Here is a 14,615-nt window from a genome sequence, read left to right as displayed (position 1 = left end):
GGCGGTTCAGGGAGAATCCGGCGTGGGGACCCAAGCTACTTCTCGGTCGCAAGACCTGGATCCACACGGTCGCCCACGCCGGGCTCTCGGCACCCAAGGTGCCAGATTGGCAAGAGATAAGATCCACGCCATGCGTGGATGGTTCACTCGGAACAACCCGCGCGCCCTGTCAGGGCTTGCGCCGCGCATACCGCTGCGCGATCACACCGCAGACGATCAGCTGGATCTGGTGGTAGATCATCACCGGCAGCACGATCGCGCCGAGGCTGCCGCCGGCGAACAGCACCTTGGCGATCGGCACGCCGGTGGCCAGGCTCTTCTTCGAGCCGCAGAACACGATGGCGATCTCGTCCTCGCGGTTGAAGCGCAGCCGGCGGGCGATGAAGGTGATCAGCGGCATGGCGATGCCGAGCAGCACGGCAGCCACCACGGCCACGGCCAGCAACGAGAGCAGCGGTGTCTTGCTCCACAACCCTTCGGTCACCGCTTCGCCGAACGCCGAATACACCACCAGCAGGATCGTGCCCTGGTCGGTGTAGCGCAGCAGCGCGCGCTGCTTCTCAACCCAGCCGGCAATCCACGGCCGCAGCAGGTGGCCGGCCACGAACGGCACCAGCAGCTGCAGCATGATGCCGCCGATCGCGTGCAGTGGGTCATGCACGCCGCCGGAGGTGCCGGCCAGCGCGGTCAGCAGCAGTGGGGTCAGGAACACGCCGAGGATGCTCGACAGCGAGGCGCTGCACACCGCTGCCGGCACGTTGCCGCGGGCCATCGAGGTGAACGCGATGGACGACTGCACGGTGGACGGCAGGGTGCACAGGAACAGCACGCCCAGGTACAGCTCCGGAGTCAGCAGCCAGCCCGACAGTGGCTTGAACATCAGCCCCAGCAGCGGGAACAGGAGGAAGGTACAGGCCAGGATGGTCAGGTGCAGCCGCCAGTGCAGCATGCCGCCGATGATCGACTCGCGCGGCAGGCGCGCGCCATGCAGGAAGAACAGCGCGGCGATGGCGACGGTGGTGACATCGTCGAGCACGATGGCGGCGGCGCCCTTCATCGGCAGCAGCGAGGCCAGGCCGACGGTGCACAGCAGGGCGAGGGTGAAGTTGTCCGGTCGCAGGCGCGACCACCAGCGGGTCATGGTGGGCAGAGTCCTTGGTGCGGAGGGTGGTTCAGGGCGAGGTGACCGGTGTGGCCAGGCGCTGGCGGGTGGCGGCTTCCAGTGACTTCAGGCCGGCGCGCTGGCCGAGCTGCAGTGCCTGTTCCGGGCTGGCGTGTTCGTAGCGTGCGTTGACCAGGCCGAGCACGGCGCCGGCGCGGTTGCCGGACGCACAGTGCAGCAACACCGGCCCCTGGCTCTGCTGCAGGGCCTGGTGCACGGCGCGGATGTTGGCGGCATCGAGCCCCTCGGCGCCGGCCACCGGAATGCGCACATAGCGCAGGCCCAGCGATTCGGCCGCGTGGATTTCATCGAAGCCCCGGTCCTCGCCGGGCTGGCGCAGGTCGATCACGGTGCGCACGCCCTGTGCAGCCAAGGCCTGCAGCTGTGCGGCGCTGGGCTGGCCGCCGGCATACAGGCCGGGGCGGACTTCGTTGAGGGACGCGTCTTCGGCCAGGGCCGTCAGTGGCAGGCAGAGCGACAACAACAGCAGGCAGGTCAGGCGCAGCAGCATGGTCTTCTCCGTGAAAACGTTCTGCCGCTACAGGCGCAGTCCGGCGCGCGCCTTCAGCAGCTCGCGCAGTTCGTACTTGTCAGTATCGTCCAGGCCCTGCTGGCGCTGCTTTGCCAACAACTCCTCCAGACGTTGCACCAGCAGCTGTTTCTCCAGCTGTGCCACGGCGTCGTGCAGTTCCTGGGTCCAGCTGGCCTCGGTGCCGGGCAGCGTCTGTGCGGCCAGGGTATGCAGCGAGGCCTGTTCCTCGCGCCCGTCGAAGTGTTCCAGCAGGGCGCCGGTGCTGATGTCCGGGCGCTGTTCGACCAGCCCCAGCAGCTCCAGCAGCAGTTCCACGCCGGGCAGGCGCAGGCCCTGGAAGTGGTGCTTGCCGCCCAGCGTCAGCGCCAGCGACGGCTGCTGCAGCAGCACGGCGATCGCGCCGCGCACCAGGCTGCGCTTGGCCACGGGCTGGATCGTCCGCTGCGGCTGGCGTTGCGGCATCGGCGCGCGCGTGGCCTGGGCAGTACCGCCCAGGCCGGTCAGCTGCGCCAGCTGCTGCTTCATCAGGTCGCCGAAGGCGCCGTCGGGAATCTGCGCCAGCATCGGCTTGGCGCGTTCGGCCAGGCGTGCCTTGCCATCGAGCGTGCCCAGGTTGATCTCGCGGGTCAGTTCGTCGAAGAAGAACTGCGACAGCGGCGTAGCCTGCTTCAGGCGCTCGTTGAACGCTTCGGCGCCTTCCTTGCGCACGATGGTGTCCGGGTCTTCGCCATCGGGCAGGAACAGGAAGAAGGCCTGGCGGCCGTCCTTCATGCGCGGCAGCACCGACTCCAGCGCCTTCCAGCCGGCGCGGCGGCCGGCGGCGTCGCCGTCGAAGCAGAAGAACACGTCCGGCGCGTTGCGGAACAGCAGCTCGGCATGGTCCGGCGTGGTTGCGGTACCCAGTGTTGCCACCGCCTGGGTGACACCGAACTGGAACAGCGAGACCACGTCCATGTAGCCCTCGACCACGATCAACCGCTCGATCTTCTGGTTGGCCTGGCGCACCTGCCACAGGCCGTACAGTTCGCGGCCCTTGTGGAACAGCGCGGTTTCGGGCGAGTTGAGGTACTTCGGGCCGTCGTCCTTCTCGAACACGCGGCCGCCGAATGCGATCACCCGGCCACGGCGGTCGAAGATCGGGAACATCACCCGGTCGCGGAACTTGTCGTAGACGTGGCCGCGATCATTCTTGGAGAACAGGCCGGCACGGTCGAGCAGCTTCATGCGCCGCTCGTCCTTGCCCAGCGCATCGCGCAGGCCGCTGTACCCGTCCGGGGCGTAGCCGATCTGGAAGCGCGCGCGGTTCTCTTCGTCCACGCCACGCCCATCGAGGTAACTGCGTGCCTTGTCGCTGCTTTCCAGGTTCTTCTGGAAGAACCGGGCGGCGGCATCCAGTGCCGAATACAGCTCGCGGCTGTCGTCCTGCTGCTGGGGGCTGCGCGGGTTCTCGTTGCGAGGTACTTCCATGCCCGCGCGCTTGGCCAGCTCATCCACCGCGTCGAGGAACTCGAGGCGGTCGTAGTTCATCAGGAAGCTGATCGCGGTGCCGTGCGCGCCGCAGCCGAAGCAGTGATAGAACTGCTTGGTGGGCGAGACGGTGAACGACGCCGAGCGCTCGTCATGGAACGGGCAGCGCGCGGCGTACTCCTTGCCCTGGCGCTTCAACGGCACGCGGCTGCCTACCACCTCGACGATGTCGGTGCGGGCGAGCAGGTCGTCGATGAAAGCGTCGGGGATACGGGCCATGGGCAACAGGGCAGGGCGCGGTGCAGGACCACGCGACGGAACCGGGGGCGGTCGGCCTAGTTTACCCCCTGTCGGGCACCTGGCTGGCGGTTGCCGGATCAATGCCGGCTGCGGCCAGGTGATGACGCGCGCGCAGGCGCTCATCGATCACCGCCGTCATCAGGGCACCAACGAAGAACACGACGGTGGCGTAGTAGATCCAGACCAGCGAGATCACCAGCGCGCCCATCGAGCCGTAGGCACTGCCGGGGGCCACGGTGGCGATGTAGACGCCGATGCCGTACCGGCCCAGTGCGAACAGTGCCGAGGTGATGACGCCGCCGATGAAGGCCTGGCGCCACGCCACGCGACGGTCGGGCAGGTAGTGGTACATGAAGGCGAAGCCGACTGCGTACAGCAGCAGGCTCGTGACGTACCCCAGCGCGGGCAGGATCGAGGGCAGTTGCGCGAAGGCCACCTGCAGCACCGTGGTGGCGGTCATCGACAGGATCAGCAGGAAGCCCAGCGCCAGCACCACGCCGAACGAGAACACGCGCTTGCGCAGCCAGGCCTTGAGGCCTTCCAGGCGCTCGCCGCTGGTGCGGAAGATCAGGTTCAGTGCGTTCTGCAGCTGGGCGAACACGGCGGTGGCGCCGACGAACAGCAGCAGCGTGCTCCACACACCCGCCAGCGAGCCGACATCCGGCTGGTTGTCGGCGTTCTTCAGAACGGTTTCGGCCACGGTAGCCGCGCTGCTGCCGGCCACCGAGCTGATCTGGTCGATCAGTGCCTGCTGGGCCGGTGGGTACAGCGAGGCGGTCAGCCACAGCAGCAGCACCAGCAACGGTGCCATCGACAGCAGGGCGTAGAAGGAGACGGAAGCTGCCTGGGTCAGCACGTCGACGTCGATGAAGCGCTTGGCCACCGCCATCGGGAAGCTGTCCTGCAGGCGCTTGATGTACTTGTGCAGTGACACGGGAACGTTGGGCTCGGGTTCAACCATGTGTGCGGTTGTAGCAGGCGACCGACGAAGGTGCGGTGAAGCGGGTGCATCAATGGGGTCAGAGCCCTTCCGCGTCGCGGAAGGGATCCGACCGCAAGTGCTGGATTACGCCAGCAGCTGCTTGACCAGCTTGGAGACCAGGCCCATGTCGGCCTGGCCGGCGAGCTTGGGCTTCAGTGCGCCCATCAGCTTGCCCATGTCGGCCGGGCCGGAGGCGCCGGTTTCGGCGATGGCGGCCTGGATGGCGGCCACGATCTCGGCTTCGCCCATCTTGGCCGGCAGGTAGGCTTCGATGACCACGATCTCGGCGCGCTCGATCTCGGCCAGGTCTTCGCGGTTGGCGGCTTCGTACTGGCTGACCGAGTCCTTGCGCTGCTTGACCATCTTGTCGAGCACGGCGATCACGGCGGTGTCGTCCAGTTCGATGCGCTCGTCCACTTCGCGCTGCTTGATGGCGGCATTGATCAGGCGGATCACGCCCAGCTTGTGCTTCTCGCCCGCCTTCATGGCGGCCTTCATGTCTTCGGTGAGCTGCTGCTTCATGCTCATGAGGAACCTCGTGGTGGTAGGTGGGGCGGGGGCGGATGCCCGAACCCGGAAACGCAAAAAGCCGGCGACGCTCGCGCGTGCCGGCTTCGGCTCCATCGCGACAGGCAGGCCCGCCGCAATGAAGATGCGTCCGATCAGTACAGGCGCTGACGCTTGGTGACGTCGCGCGACGAGCGGCGCAGCTGACGCTTCACAGCAGCGGCGGCCTTGCGCTTGCGCTCCTGGGTCGGCTTTTCGTAGAACTCGCGCTTGCGGGTTTCGGCCAGCACACCGGCCTTTTCGCAAGTGCGCTTGAAGCGGCGAAGAGCAAACTCGAAGGGCTCGTTCTCGCGGACTTTGACGCTGGGCATGGAATCTCCGGGACACAGTAGAACCGGGTCACGCCCGGCGAGCCGCACATTATAGCGGCGAATAGACAAACTGCAAGCGGCCAACCCTGAATACGGGCCGGAAGTTCGAAAGCAGTGAGATCTGCACATCCCCCGAGGGGGCGGCAGGGGCGTCATAATAGCAGGCATGCGAGTCCTTGGCATCGAATCTTCCTGTGATGAGACCGGCGTGGCGGTGTATGACACCGGCCTGTCCGGCAGCGCGGCCCTGCGCGCCCATGCGGTCTACAGCCAGATCGCCCTGCACGCCGAATACGGGGGTGTGGTGCCAGAGCTGGCCAGCCGTGACCACGTCCGCAAGCTGCTGCCGCTGGTGCGCCAGACCCTGGCCGAAGCCGGTCTGGGGGTAGGCGATATCGATGGCGTGGCCTATACGGCCGGTCCCGGCCTGGTCGGCGCGCTGCTGGTGGGCGCGGGCGTGGCGCGTTCGCTGGCCTGGGCGCTGGAGGTACCGGCCGTGGGCGTACACCATATGGAAGGCCACCTGCTGGCCCCGCTGATGGAGGACGACCCGCCGGAAGCGCCGTTCGTGGCACTGCTGGTGTCCGGTGGCCATACCCAGCTGGTGGCGGTGGATGCGATTGGCCAGTACCGCCTGCTGGGCGAAACCCTGGATGATGCGGCCGGCGAGGCCTTCGACAAGACCGCCAAGCTGATGGGGCTGCCGTACCCGGGCGGCCCGCAGCTGGCCAGGCTGGCCGAGCAGGGCACGCCGGGCGCGTACCGCTTCGCGCGGCCGATGACCGACCGCCCGGGGCTGGATTTCAGCTTTTCCGGCCTGAAGACCCAGGTCCTGATGGCCTGGCGCGACAGCGACCAGAGCGAGCAGACCCGTGCCGACATCGCCCGGGGCTTTGAAGATGCGGTGGTCGAGACCCTGTCGATCAAGTGCGAGCGCGCGCTGGAAGCAGCGGGCACCAACGTGATCGTGGTGGCCGGCGGCGTCGGCGCCAACAAGCGCCTGCGCGCCCGCCTGCAGCAGATGGCCGAGCGCCTCGGCGGCCGTGCCTGCTTCCCGCGGCCGGCACTGTGCACCGACAACGGCGCGATGATCGCCTTCGCCGGCGCGCTGCGCCTGCAGGCTGGCCAGCACAGCCCGCCGAAAGTGGATGTGACCCCGCGCTGGGACATGGCGACCCTGCCGGCGGTGTGAACAGGTAGCGTCGGGCCACGGCCGGCGGACGCATTACCGATGCACTGCCAACGGCGACGCGGCCAACACCGTCGTCGCCCGCTCATGGCGTTGCAGCCAGCCCAGCGTGTGTGGGCAGCGGGCATGGATCAGCCGCCCGATCGCGGCCAGGTCGGCGCCGATGTCACGTTCCAGGACCGGCTCGTGGTGGGCGATGCGGTTGCGCAGGTGGCGGATGCGTCCGATATCCGCATGGATGGCTTTCCTGACGGCACTGGGATGAGCAGAGGGAGCATGCTGCAGAACCCTGCTGAGTGCGGGTATCCAAAGCGTGGAGTCGAAGCGACAGGTAAAGAGTTGCTGCCAGAACACCATCGGCAGGTTGGCGACGATCCCAGGTGTATCGGTTACGCGGCTGGCAAGTTGTTCCAGTACCGTGCGCGGAGAAGTACTGGATGAGGTTGGCAGCCTCCGTCGGAAGGCATTATTCCAGGGCCAACGCGGGCCATGCTGCCTGGCGAGCACAGCTGCAGCGGCGTTGCGGGTGACCACTTCGCACAGATGGACCGGCATCATCAGTGCACTGCACATCCGCATGTTCCACAGGTACAGGGATTCGGCTGTGACGTCGGGGCTGCAGCTCGATGCGATTCTCTCGTAAGTAGACAGACGCTCCGCTGACAACGCGCGCCGCAGTACATCGTATGGAGCCATCGTCATGTGCGGTGGTGAAGGAGGAATCGATGTTCGCGAGAGTGGGCGGCGGCGACCATCAGGGAACGTCCTTGTCCGCGCGGCTGATTTTCTGCGTTTTGCCTCGGACGAATACCTGACCTGTCCTGTCGGATTTGGCCTTGACCGGCGATCTGGTCCTTGCCTAATCTGCGTGCCTGCGCCACCGGGACTCGCGGCTGGATTTCAGCTCCCCCCGGGGACAAACGGTAGTACCAAAGGGCCCCGCTAGCAGGGCCCTTTGTTTTTTCCGGGCCGCCCCACGCCGGTGGCCCGCCGCCTGTTCCGGGCAGGCTCACCGCCGTGCCGGTACCATGGCCGTCTGTATTCGGCTGGTAACCGCAATGGACAAGGTTTTCATCGAGGGGCTGACGATCGACGCCCTGATCGGCATCTACGATTGGGAGCGGCGGATCCGCCAGGACCTGGTGTTCGACCTGGAAATGGGCTTCGACAACCGTCGCCCCGCAGCCACCGATGACATCGCCCACACCCTGAACTACAAGGCGGTGAGCAAGCGCCTGGAACAGTTCGTGCGCGAGTCGGAGTTCGGCCTGGTCGAGACCCTGGCCGAGCGTTGCGCGCAGATCGTGCTGGACGAATTCGACGTGAAGTGGCTGCGCCTGAAGCTGAGCAAGCCGGGCGCGGTGCGCGGCGCGCGCGCGGTGGGCGTGATCATCGAACGCACGCGGGACTGACCCGGTCGTGCCGGCCATTGGCCAGCAACCCCGGTAGTGCCGGCCGCTGGCCGGCAACCTTGGCAACAACGAAACAGACAGGAGACAACCGATGGTGGACGCGGTGGTGGCGGTACAGTGGCTGGAACGGCTGCAGAACACACTGGAACCCTATCCTGGCGCCTACCTGGCGTTGATGATCTCGGCGCTGCTGATCGCCGCTGGCCTGGCCAACTGGGTGACCAAGCGCATCCTGCTGCGCGGGCTGCGACGCCTGCTCAGCCGCCTGCCGGGCGCTGATACCGGCCGCGGCAGCCACCTGATGCGGGTGATCTCGCGTCTGTCCAATGTGGTGCCCAGCCAGGTGATCGCCTCGGGCATCCGCATCGTGCCGGACCTGCCGCCGGGGCTGGTGAGCTTCATCATCGGCGCCTGCCAGGCGTGGGCGATCCTGACCGTGGTGCTGGCCATCTCGCATGCGCTGGATGCGGCCAATGATCTCTACGAGCGCCGCCCCGAGGCACGCAACAAGCCGATCAAGGGGTACCTGCAGGTCGCCAAGATCGTCATCTTCGTGATCGCCGGCCTGTCGATCGTTGCCACCCTGGCCGGCGTCGACCTCCGCTATCTGGTCACCGGTCTCGGCGCCGCCACCGCAGTGCTGATGCTGATCTTCCAGGACACCATCCTGTCGCTGGTGGCCAGCGTACAGATCAGTGGCGATGGTCGCGTGCGCATCGGTGACTGGATCGAGATGCCCAGCCAGAACGCCGATGGCGATGTGATCGACATCGCCCTGCACACCATCACCGTGCAGAACTTCGACAAGACCATCACCACCATCCCGACCAAGAAGCTGGTGACCGAGTCGTTCAAGAACTGGCGCGGCATGCAGGAGGCGGGTGGGCGCCGGATCAAGCGCGCGCTGTACCTGGACCAGCACAGCGTCGGCTTCCTGGATGAGGGCGACCTGGCCTTCCTCGGTGAATTCGCGCTGCTGCGCGACTACCTGCAGGCCAAGGAGCAGGAGCTGGGGCAGTGGAACGGGCGCCTGCGCGAGCAGGGCGTGGCCGAGGTCAACAGCCGCCGGGTGACCAACCTGGGTACCTTCCGGGCCTATGTGGAGCGCTACCTGCGCAGCCACCCGGGCATCCATACCGACATGACCCTGCTGGTACGTCAGCTGCAGCCGACCACCGAAGGCCTGCCGCTGGAGCTGTACTGCTTCACCCGCAGCACCGCCTGGGCCGAGTACGAGGCGGTGCAGTCGGACATCTTCGACCACCTGCTGGCGATCCTGCCGGCCTTCGGCCTGCGGGTGTTCCAGGCCTCCAGCGACGCCATGTTGATGGCCGGGCAGCGCCAGCTGGCCGGCTCGGAGTAAGCTGCGGTGCCCCCGGCGGGGCCATACGGACCCCGCTGGTGGCTGAAACTGAATGAAGAAACCTCTCGCCAAACGGCTCGGGATCGCTAGAATGCCGGGCTTGTAAACGTTTTCATCAAGGACTGCCGGTGGCCTCCGATCGCATCGAATCCCTCATTGCCCAGATGACCGTCGAGGAAAAGGTCGGCCAGCTGGGTGTCTTCGCGGACATGGTCCGCCCGTTCGCCCCGGACGTGAACCCGGAAGCCAACGTGCGCAATGCCGACCAGGTGCTGCAGCAGGTGCGCGAGGGCAAGGTCGGCTCGCTGTTCAATGGTGTGGGCGCCGAACTGGGCCGCCGCATCCAGCAGGTCGCCACTGAGGAAAGCCGCCTGGGCATCCCGGTGATCCTGGCTGCCGACGTCATCCACGGCATGCGTACCGTGTTCCCGATCCCGCTGGGCGAGGCCGCCAGCTTCGAGCCGGACCTGGCCGAGCGCACCGCGCGCGCCACCGCCATCGAAGCCACTGCCGCTGGCCTGCACTGGACCTACGCCCCAGCCGTGGACATCGCCCGCGACCAGCGCTGGGGCCGTGGCGCCGAAGGTGCCGGTGAGGACGTGGTGCTGGGCTGTGCGTTCGCCGCCGCCCGCGTGCGCGGCTTCCAGGGCAGCGACCTGCGCGCGGCCGATTCGCTGCTGGCCACGCCCAAGCACTTCGCCGCCTATGGCGCGGTGATGGCCGGCATGGAATACAACATGGTGGACATCTCGCCGCAGACCCTGCGCGATGTGCACCTGCCACCGTTCAAGGCCGCCTTCGACGCCGGCGCGATCACCGTGATGTCCTCGTTCAACGACATCAACGGCGTGCCGGCCAGTGCCAACGCCGAACTGCTGACCGACATCCTGCGCGGTGAATGGAAGTTCCCGGGCGTGGTGATCTCCGACTACACCGCCGATATGGAACTGGTCGCGCACGGCTATGCCGCCGACGACCGCGATGCCACCGCCAAGGCGTTCACCGCCGGCCTGGACCTGAGCATGCAGAGCGGCTTCTACGCCGAGCACCTGCCGGGCCTGGTTGAGAGCGGCGAGGTGCCGATGGCGGTGCTGGATGAGGGCGTGCGCCGCATCCTGTGGCTGAAGGAAACCATCGGCCTGTTCGACGACCCGTACCGTTCGCTGGACCCGGCGCGCGAAGCCGATACCTCGTACCTCGCCGCGCATGACGAACTGTCGCGCGATGCCGCGCGCCGTTCGATCGTGCTGCTGAACAACCGTGACAACGTGCTGCCGCTGCAGAAGACCGGGCAGAAGATCGCGCTGATCGGCCCGTTCGTGCAGGACCGCGAGAACATTGAAGGCTGCTGGACCCTGTTCGGCGACAAGCAGCGTTACGTGGATCTGGAAACCGGCGTACGCGCCGCCATCGGCGATGAAGCGCTGCTGGAGATCGTGCCGGGCTGCGAACTGGAAACTGCCATTCCGGGCGGCACCGAAGCCGCCGTGGCGGCCGCGCTGCGCGCCGACGTGGTGGTGCTGGCGCTGGGCGAACCGCAGCGCTACAGCGGTGAAGCGCAGTCGCGCGTGGAGATCACCCTGCCGCCGGCACAGCAGGCACTGGCCGAGGCGGTGGCGATGACCGGCAAGCCGCTGGTGGTGCTGCTGCGCAACGGCCGTGCGCTGGCATTGCAGGGCGCGGTGCGCAACGCGCACGCGGTGGCGGTCACCTGGTACCTGGGCACGCAGACCGGCCATGCCGTGGCTGATGTGCTGTTCGGCGACTACAGCCCGTCCGGCCGCCTGCCGGTCAGCTTCCCGCAGGTGTCCGGCCAGCAGCCGTACTTCTACAACCACCCGCGCACCGGCCGCCCGGAACTGCCGACCATGTCGGAGTTCAAGGCTCGCTGGCGCGAGATCCCGAACGAGCCGCTGTACCCGTTCGGCCACGGCATCGGCTACACCACCTTCGCCTACGGCGTGCCGCAGCTGAGTGCGGCGCAGCTCGGCTGGGACGACACCCTGACCATCACCACCACGCTGACCAACAGCGGCGACGTGGCCGGCGAGGAAGTGGTGCAGCTGTACATCCACGACCGCGTGGCCAGCCGCGTGCGTCCGGTGCGTGAACTGAAGGACTTCCGCAAGGTGACACTGCAGCCAGGCGAGTCGACCGACGTGGTGTTCACCCTCACCCGCGAGCAGCTGGCCTTCACTGGCCGCGACGGCGTGCTGCGTGCCGAGCCGGGCCACTTCGACCTGTGGGTCTGCGCGTCCTCGGCGGCCGGCGAAGCCGTGCAGTTCGAGCTGCTGAAGGCCTGATCGAAGAAAAAGGGGACGGAGGGGATTAAGTCGTTTGTGCCTCTGACGACTTAATCCCCTCCGTCCCCTTTTTGTTGTCCTCACCGCGGCGGCGCTACCATCGGGCTCCCCCTGTTTCGATGGAGTGCGCGCATGCGCCGGATGGCTTGTCTGATTCCCGCCCTGATGCTGGCCGCCTGCTCGCAGCCGGCGGCACCCCCGGCCGAGCCTGCGGCGGATGCACCGCCGCCGATGGAGGCCAGCGCCCCGGCAACGCCTGCGGCGTCTGCCACTGAACCCGCTGCTTCGGCACCGGCCGCGCCCGCAGCGGAAGCGCCCGCCGAAGACGCACGCGCGCGCATCGAAACGCTGCTTGGCGATGCGGCGCAGTTCGAGAAGGTCTTCAATGCGTTCAAGGCCGCCGTGGTTGGCGGCGATCGCGCTGCGGTGGTCGAGGAAGTGCGCTTTCCATTGAACGTCGGTGGCGGAAAGAAGATCACCGGCCCCGGTGAGTTCCAGCGCAACTACGAGAAGATCATCACCCCGGCGGTGGTCAAGGCGGTGTCCGAGCAGGATTTCGGCAAGGTGTTCGTCAACCAGCAGGGCGTGATGATCGGCAGCGGCCAGGTGTGGTTGAACGGGCAGTGCCTGGACCAGGCCTGCACGAAGACCGAGGTGAAGGTCATCACCATCCAATGAACGCAGACGGCCCCGCGTGCGGGGCCGTTTGGCAAGGTGGTGCCGGCCGCTGGCCGGCAACCGCAGGATGTCGGAAGGATCCAGGTGCGGGCCAGCGCCCGGCACCGGCGGGCATCAGGTCTTCGGGGTGAGCTTCAGCAGGCGCGCCTTGCTGCCGTCTTCCAGCAGCCACAGGGCGCCATCCGGGCCCTGTTCCACTTCGCGGATGCGCTCGCCCATGTTGAAGCGTTCGGCTTCGCGCGCGCTGTCGCCGTCGAAGGCCACGCGCACCAGCGAGGTGGAGGACAGGCCGCCGATGAAGCCGCTGCCCTTCCACTGCGGGAACAGGTTGCCGCTGTAGATCACGAAGCCGGCCGGCGAGATCACCGGCGTCCAGGTCACCTTCGGCGCGGCGAATTCCGGGCGGGTGCTGTGGTCGGGAATCGGCCGGCCGTCGTAATGGTCACCATTGGAAACGATCGGGTAGCCGTAGTTGGCGCCGCGCACGATCAGGTTCAGTTCGTCACCGCCGGCCGGGCCCATCTCGTGTGCCCACAGCTTGCCGTTGGCATCGAAGGCCATGCCGAGGATGTTGCGGTGGCCCAGTGACCACACCTGCGCGGCCACGCCGCCCTGCGAGGCGAACGGGTTGTCGGCGGGCAGGCTGCCATCATCGTTGAGGCGGATGATCTTGCCGAGGTTGCCGCCCATGTCCTGCGCCGGATCGAACTTCTGGCGCTCGCTGGAGCTGATCCACAGCTTGCCGTCCGGGCCGAAAGCAAGGCGATGGCCGTAGTGGCCTTCACCACTCACCTTCGGGCTCTGTCGCCAGATCACCTTCAGGTCCTTCAGCTGGCCGGCACCGTTGGCATCCAGCGCCAGCGTGGCACGGGCCACGGCAGCGCCGCGGGTGTCCAGCGTGCCTTCCTCGGCATAGCTGAGGTAGATCACGTGGTTGCTCGCGAATTGCGGGTGCAGGATCACGTCACCGAAGCCGCCCTGGCCGCCGTAAGCGACCTTCGGAACGCCGGTGATCTCATGCTTCTGGCCGCTGGCCAGGTCCAGGTGCTGCAGCTTGCCGCGCTTTTCGGTGACCAGCAGGCTGCCGTCCGGCAGGAAGGTCATCGCCCACGGCTGGTCGAACCGGCTGATTTCGGTGGCGGTGAATGGGCGCTGGTCGGCAGTGGTGGAGGCTGCGGGCGCTGCGGTCTTGGCGCCGTTGGCGGCCGGGTCGGCGGCATTGCAGGCGGAGGTGGCAAGGATCGGCACCAGGCCGAGGGCGAGCAGCAGGGGCGTGCGGGTCATGGGTATCTCCAGTGCGGGGATGCGGATGGCCGGGCTGTCCCTTGTATACCACTGGCGCCGTGAGCGTCGTGGCCCGAAGGTCCTGCGACCCCTGTGCGAGCGCGGCGGGATCGTCTAGGGTGGGCACGCCCGGGCAAAGCGTGCCCGTCTGCCTGCCAAGGATCTGCAATGAACACTGCCATGCCCCACAAGCCCTCCACCGCCTTCATCGCCGCCTCATGGGTGGCCCTGCTGCTGGGTGCGGCGGCCTACCTGATCGGTCTGTTCAACGCCACGATGGCGCTCAACGAAAAGGGCTACTACCTGACCCTGCTGCTGTTCGGCCTGTTCGCGGCGGTGTCGCTGCAGAAGAGCGTGCGTGACCGCGTCGAGGGCATTCCGGTGAGTGGCCTGTACTACGCGCTGTGCTGGTTCGCACTGCTGTCGGCGTTGATGCTGCTGCTGGTTGGCCTGTGGAATGCCACGCTGGCACCGAGCGAGAAGGGCTTCTACGGCATGGCGTATGCACTGTCGCTGTTCGGCGCGGTGGCGGTGCAGAAGAACACCCGCGACCTGATCGCCGCCGGTGGCGGTGAGAGCAAGCGCAGCGCGGTCGCGCCGCCGCTGCCGGAACAGGAGTGAATGTGTAGAGCCGGGCCCATGCTCGGCTGTCCTGCGGCGTTTGTTGAGTCGAGCCGAGCGTAGGCTCGGCCCGACAAAAGCATGGCGCTATCGCTTCAACAACGGATCCGCTTGCTGCGCGTCCTCCCAGCCACGGCGCACGGCATTGCGTGCCTGCGCCCATTCCAGCCGGCTGCGGCCACGCTCGCTGGCCCAGCGCGACTCCAGTTCAGCTTCGACCTGTTCGTAGGCACGGATCATGTCCTGCGCACGCGCGGCATGGCCGATGCGGTAGGCCGGTTCATAGTCCTCGAAGAACAGCTGGTCGTCGTAGTACGGTTCGGCGGTGTAGCGTTCGCGCCAGTAGTTGCTGACCGCATCGCGCGGCGTGCTGTCGTCCGGTACGCGGCCGGGGATCTGGTACTCGGTCATGGAAGGCTCCGTTGTGGACGAAGCCTGATCCTG

The 14,615-nt window shown here is 67.2% G+C and carries 15 protein-coding genes; 6 read left to right on the top strand and 9 right to left on the bottom strand.

Going from position 1 to position 14,615, the window contains the following annotated elements:
- Positions 1-169: 169 nt before the first annotated feature.
- The 6 genes from AC5P9L_RS01600 to rpsU form a co-directional block, all read right to left on the bottom strand.
- The gene (locus AC5P9L_RS01600) at positions 170-1,141 is read right to left on the bottom strand and encodes a bile acid:sodium symporter family protein (RefSeq protein WP_005407800.1); all 972 of its coding nucleotides are present in this window, start codon (positions 1,139-1,141) and stop codon (positions 170-172) included.
- Between the two features lie 31 nt (positions 1,142-1,172).
- A complete protein-coding gene (locus AC5P9L_RS01595; protein WP_227415887.1) occupies positions 1,173-1,673 on the bottom strand; it encodes a protein tyrosine phosphatase family protein in 501 nt (166 codons plus the stop codon).
- Positions 1,674-1,700: 27 nt separating this feature from the next.
- Positions 1,701-3,440, bottom strand: a complete 1,740-nt coding sequence (gene dnaG, locus AC5P9L_RS01590) for a DNA primase (RefSeq protein WP_012478939.1) — start codon at positions 3,438-3,440, stop codon at positions 1,701-1,703.
- Positions 3,441-3,501: 61 nt separating this feature from the next.
- On the bottom strand, positions 3,502-4,422 hold the full coding sequence (locus tag AC5P9L_RS01585) for a YihY/virulence factor BrkB family protein (protein ID WP_049396179.1): 921 nt from the start codon (positions 4,420-4,422) through the stop codon (positions 3,502-3,504).
- Positions 4,423-4,527: 105 nt separating this feature from the next.
- On the bottom strand, positions 4,528-4,971 hold the full coding sequence (locus tag AC5P9L_RS01580) for a GatB/YqeY domain-containing protein (RefSeq protein ID WP_005412032.1): 444 nt from the start codon (positions 4,969-4,971) through the stop codon (positions 4,528-4,530).
- A 134-nt stretch (positions 4,972-5,105) separates the two neighbouring features.
- Positions 5,106-5,321, bottom strand: coding sequence for a 30S ribosomal protein S21 (gene rpsU / locus AC5P9L_RS01575; protein WP_002808376.1), 216 nt, complete (start codon positions 5,319-5,321; stop codon positions 5,106-5,108).
- Between the two features lie 166 nt (positions 5,322-5,487).
- On the opposite strand from rpsU, the gene tsaD reads away from it, so the two are divergent.
- A complete protein-coding gene (tsaD, locus tag AC5P9L_RS01570; RefSeq protein WP_032966370.1) occupies positions 5,488-6,513 on the top strand; it encodes a tRNA (adenosine(37)-N6)-threonylcarbamoyltransferase complex transferase subunit TsaD in 1,026 nt (341 codons plus the stop codon).
- A 33-nt stretch (positions 6,514-6,546) separates the two neighbouring features.
- Here tsaD and AC5P9L_RS01565 read toward each other — a convergent pair whose 3' ends face one another.
- Positions 6,547-7,212 carry a hypothetical protein gene (locus tag AC5P9L_RS01565; RefSeq protein WP_262101775.1) on the bottom strand — a complete coding sequence of 222 codons (666 nt, stop codon included), beginning with the start codon at positions 7,210-7,212 and terminating at the stop codon, positions 6,547-6,549.
- Positions 7,213-7,568: 356 nt separating this feature from the next.
- Here AC5P9L_RS01565 and folB point away from each other — a divergent pair, with 356 nt between their 5' ends.
- The 4 genes from folB (at position 7,569) to AC5P9L_RS01545 (ending at position 12,266) form a co-directional block, all read left to right on the top strand.
- Positions 7,569-7,922: a dihydroneopterin aldolase gene (folB, locus tag AC5P9L_RS01560; RefSeq protein WP_005407807.1), complete on the top strand. Its 354-nt coding sequence runs from the start codon at positions 7,569-7,571 to the stop codon at positions 7,920-7,922.
- Positions 7,923-8,013: 91 nt separating this feature from the next.
- On the top strand, positions 8,014-9,285 hold the full coding sequence (locus AC5P9L_RS01555; RefSeq protein ID WP_100438294.1) for a mechanosensitive ion channel family protein: 1,272 nt from the start codon (positions 8,014-8,016) through the stop codon (positions 9,283-9,285).
- Positions 9,286-9,413: 128 nt separating this feature from the next.
- Positions 9,414-11,588 (top strand): glycoside hydrolase family 3 N-terminal domain-containing protein, encoded by a 2,175-nt coding sequence (locus tag AC5P9L_RS01550; RefSeq protein WP_262101774.1) that lies wholly within the window; start codon positions 9,414-9,416, stop codon positions 11,586-11,588.
- A gap of 132 nt (positions 11,589-11,720) precedes the next feature.
- The gene (locus AC5P9L_RS01545; protein WP_005407810.1) at positions 11,721-12,266 is read left to right on the top strand and encodes a hypothetical protein; all 546 of its coding nucleotides are present in this window, start codon (positions 11,721-11,723) and stop codon (positions 12,264-12,266) included.
- 114 nt (positions 12,267-12,380) lie between these two features.
- Here AC5P9L_RS01545 and AC5P9L_RS01540 read toward each other — a convergent pair whose 3' ends face one another.
- Positions 12,381-13,550 (bottom strand): PQQ-dependent sugar dehydrogenase, encoded by a 1,170-nt coding sequence (locus AC5P9L_RS01540; protein ID WP_049459314.1) that lies wholly within the window; start codon positions 13,548-13,550, stop codon positions 12,381-12,383.
- A gap of 168 nt (positions 13,551-13,718) precedes the next feature.
- Here AC5P9L_RS01540 and yiaA point away from each other — a divergent pair, with 168 nt between their 5' ends.
- Positions 13,719-14,171 (top strand): inner membrane protein YiaA, encoded by a 453-nt coding sequence (gene yiaA, locus AC5P9L_RS01535; protein WP_012478947.1) that lies wholly within the window; start codon positions 13,719-13,721, stop codon positions 14,169-14,171.
- Positions 14,172-14,258: 87 nt separating this feature from the next.
- Here yiaA and AC5P9L_RS01530 read toward each other — a convergent pair whose 3' ends face one another.
- Positions 14,259-14,582, bottom strand: coding sequence for a hypothetical protein (locus AC5P9L_RS01530; RefSeq protein WP_005412038.1), 324 nt, complete (start codon positions 14,580-14,582; stop codon positions 14,259-14,261).
- Positions 14,583-14,615 lie beyond the last annotated feature (33 nt).

Source organism: Stenotrophomonas sp. YJH_SMC_64, from assembly GCF_059371375.1.
The sequence above is the reverse complement of the archived record's forward strand: the minus strand, read 5'-3'. Positions and strand labels throughout refer to the sequence as shown.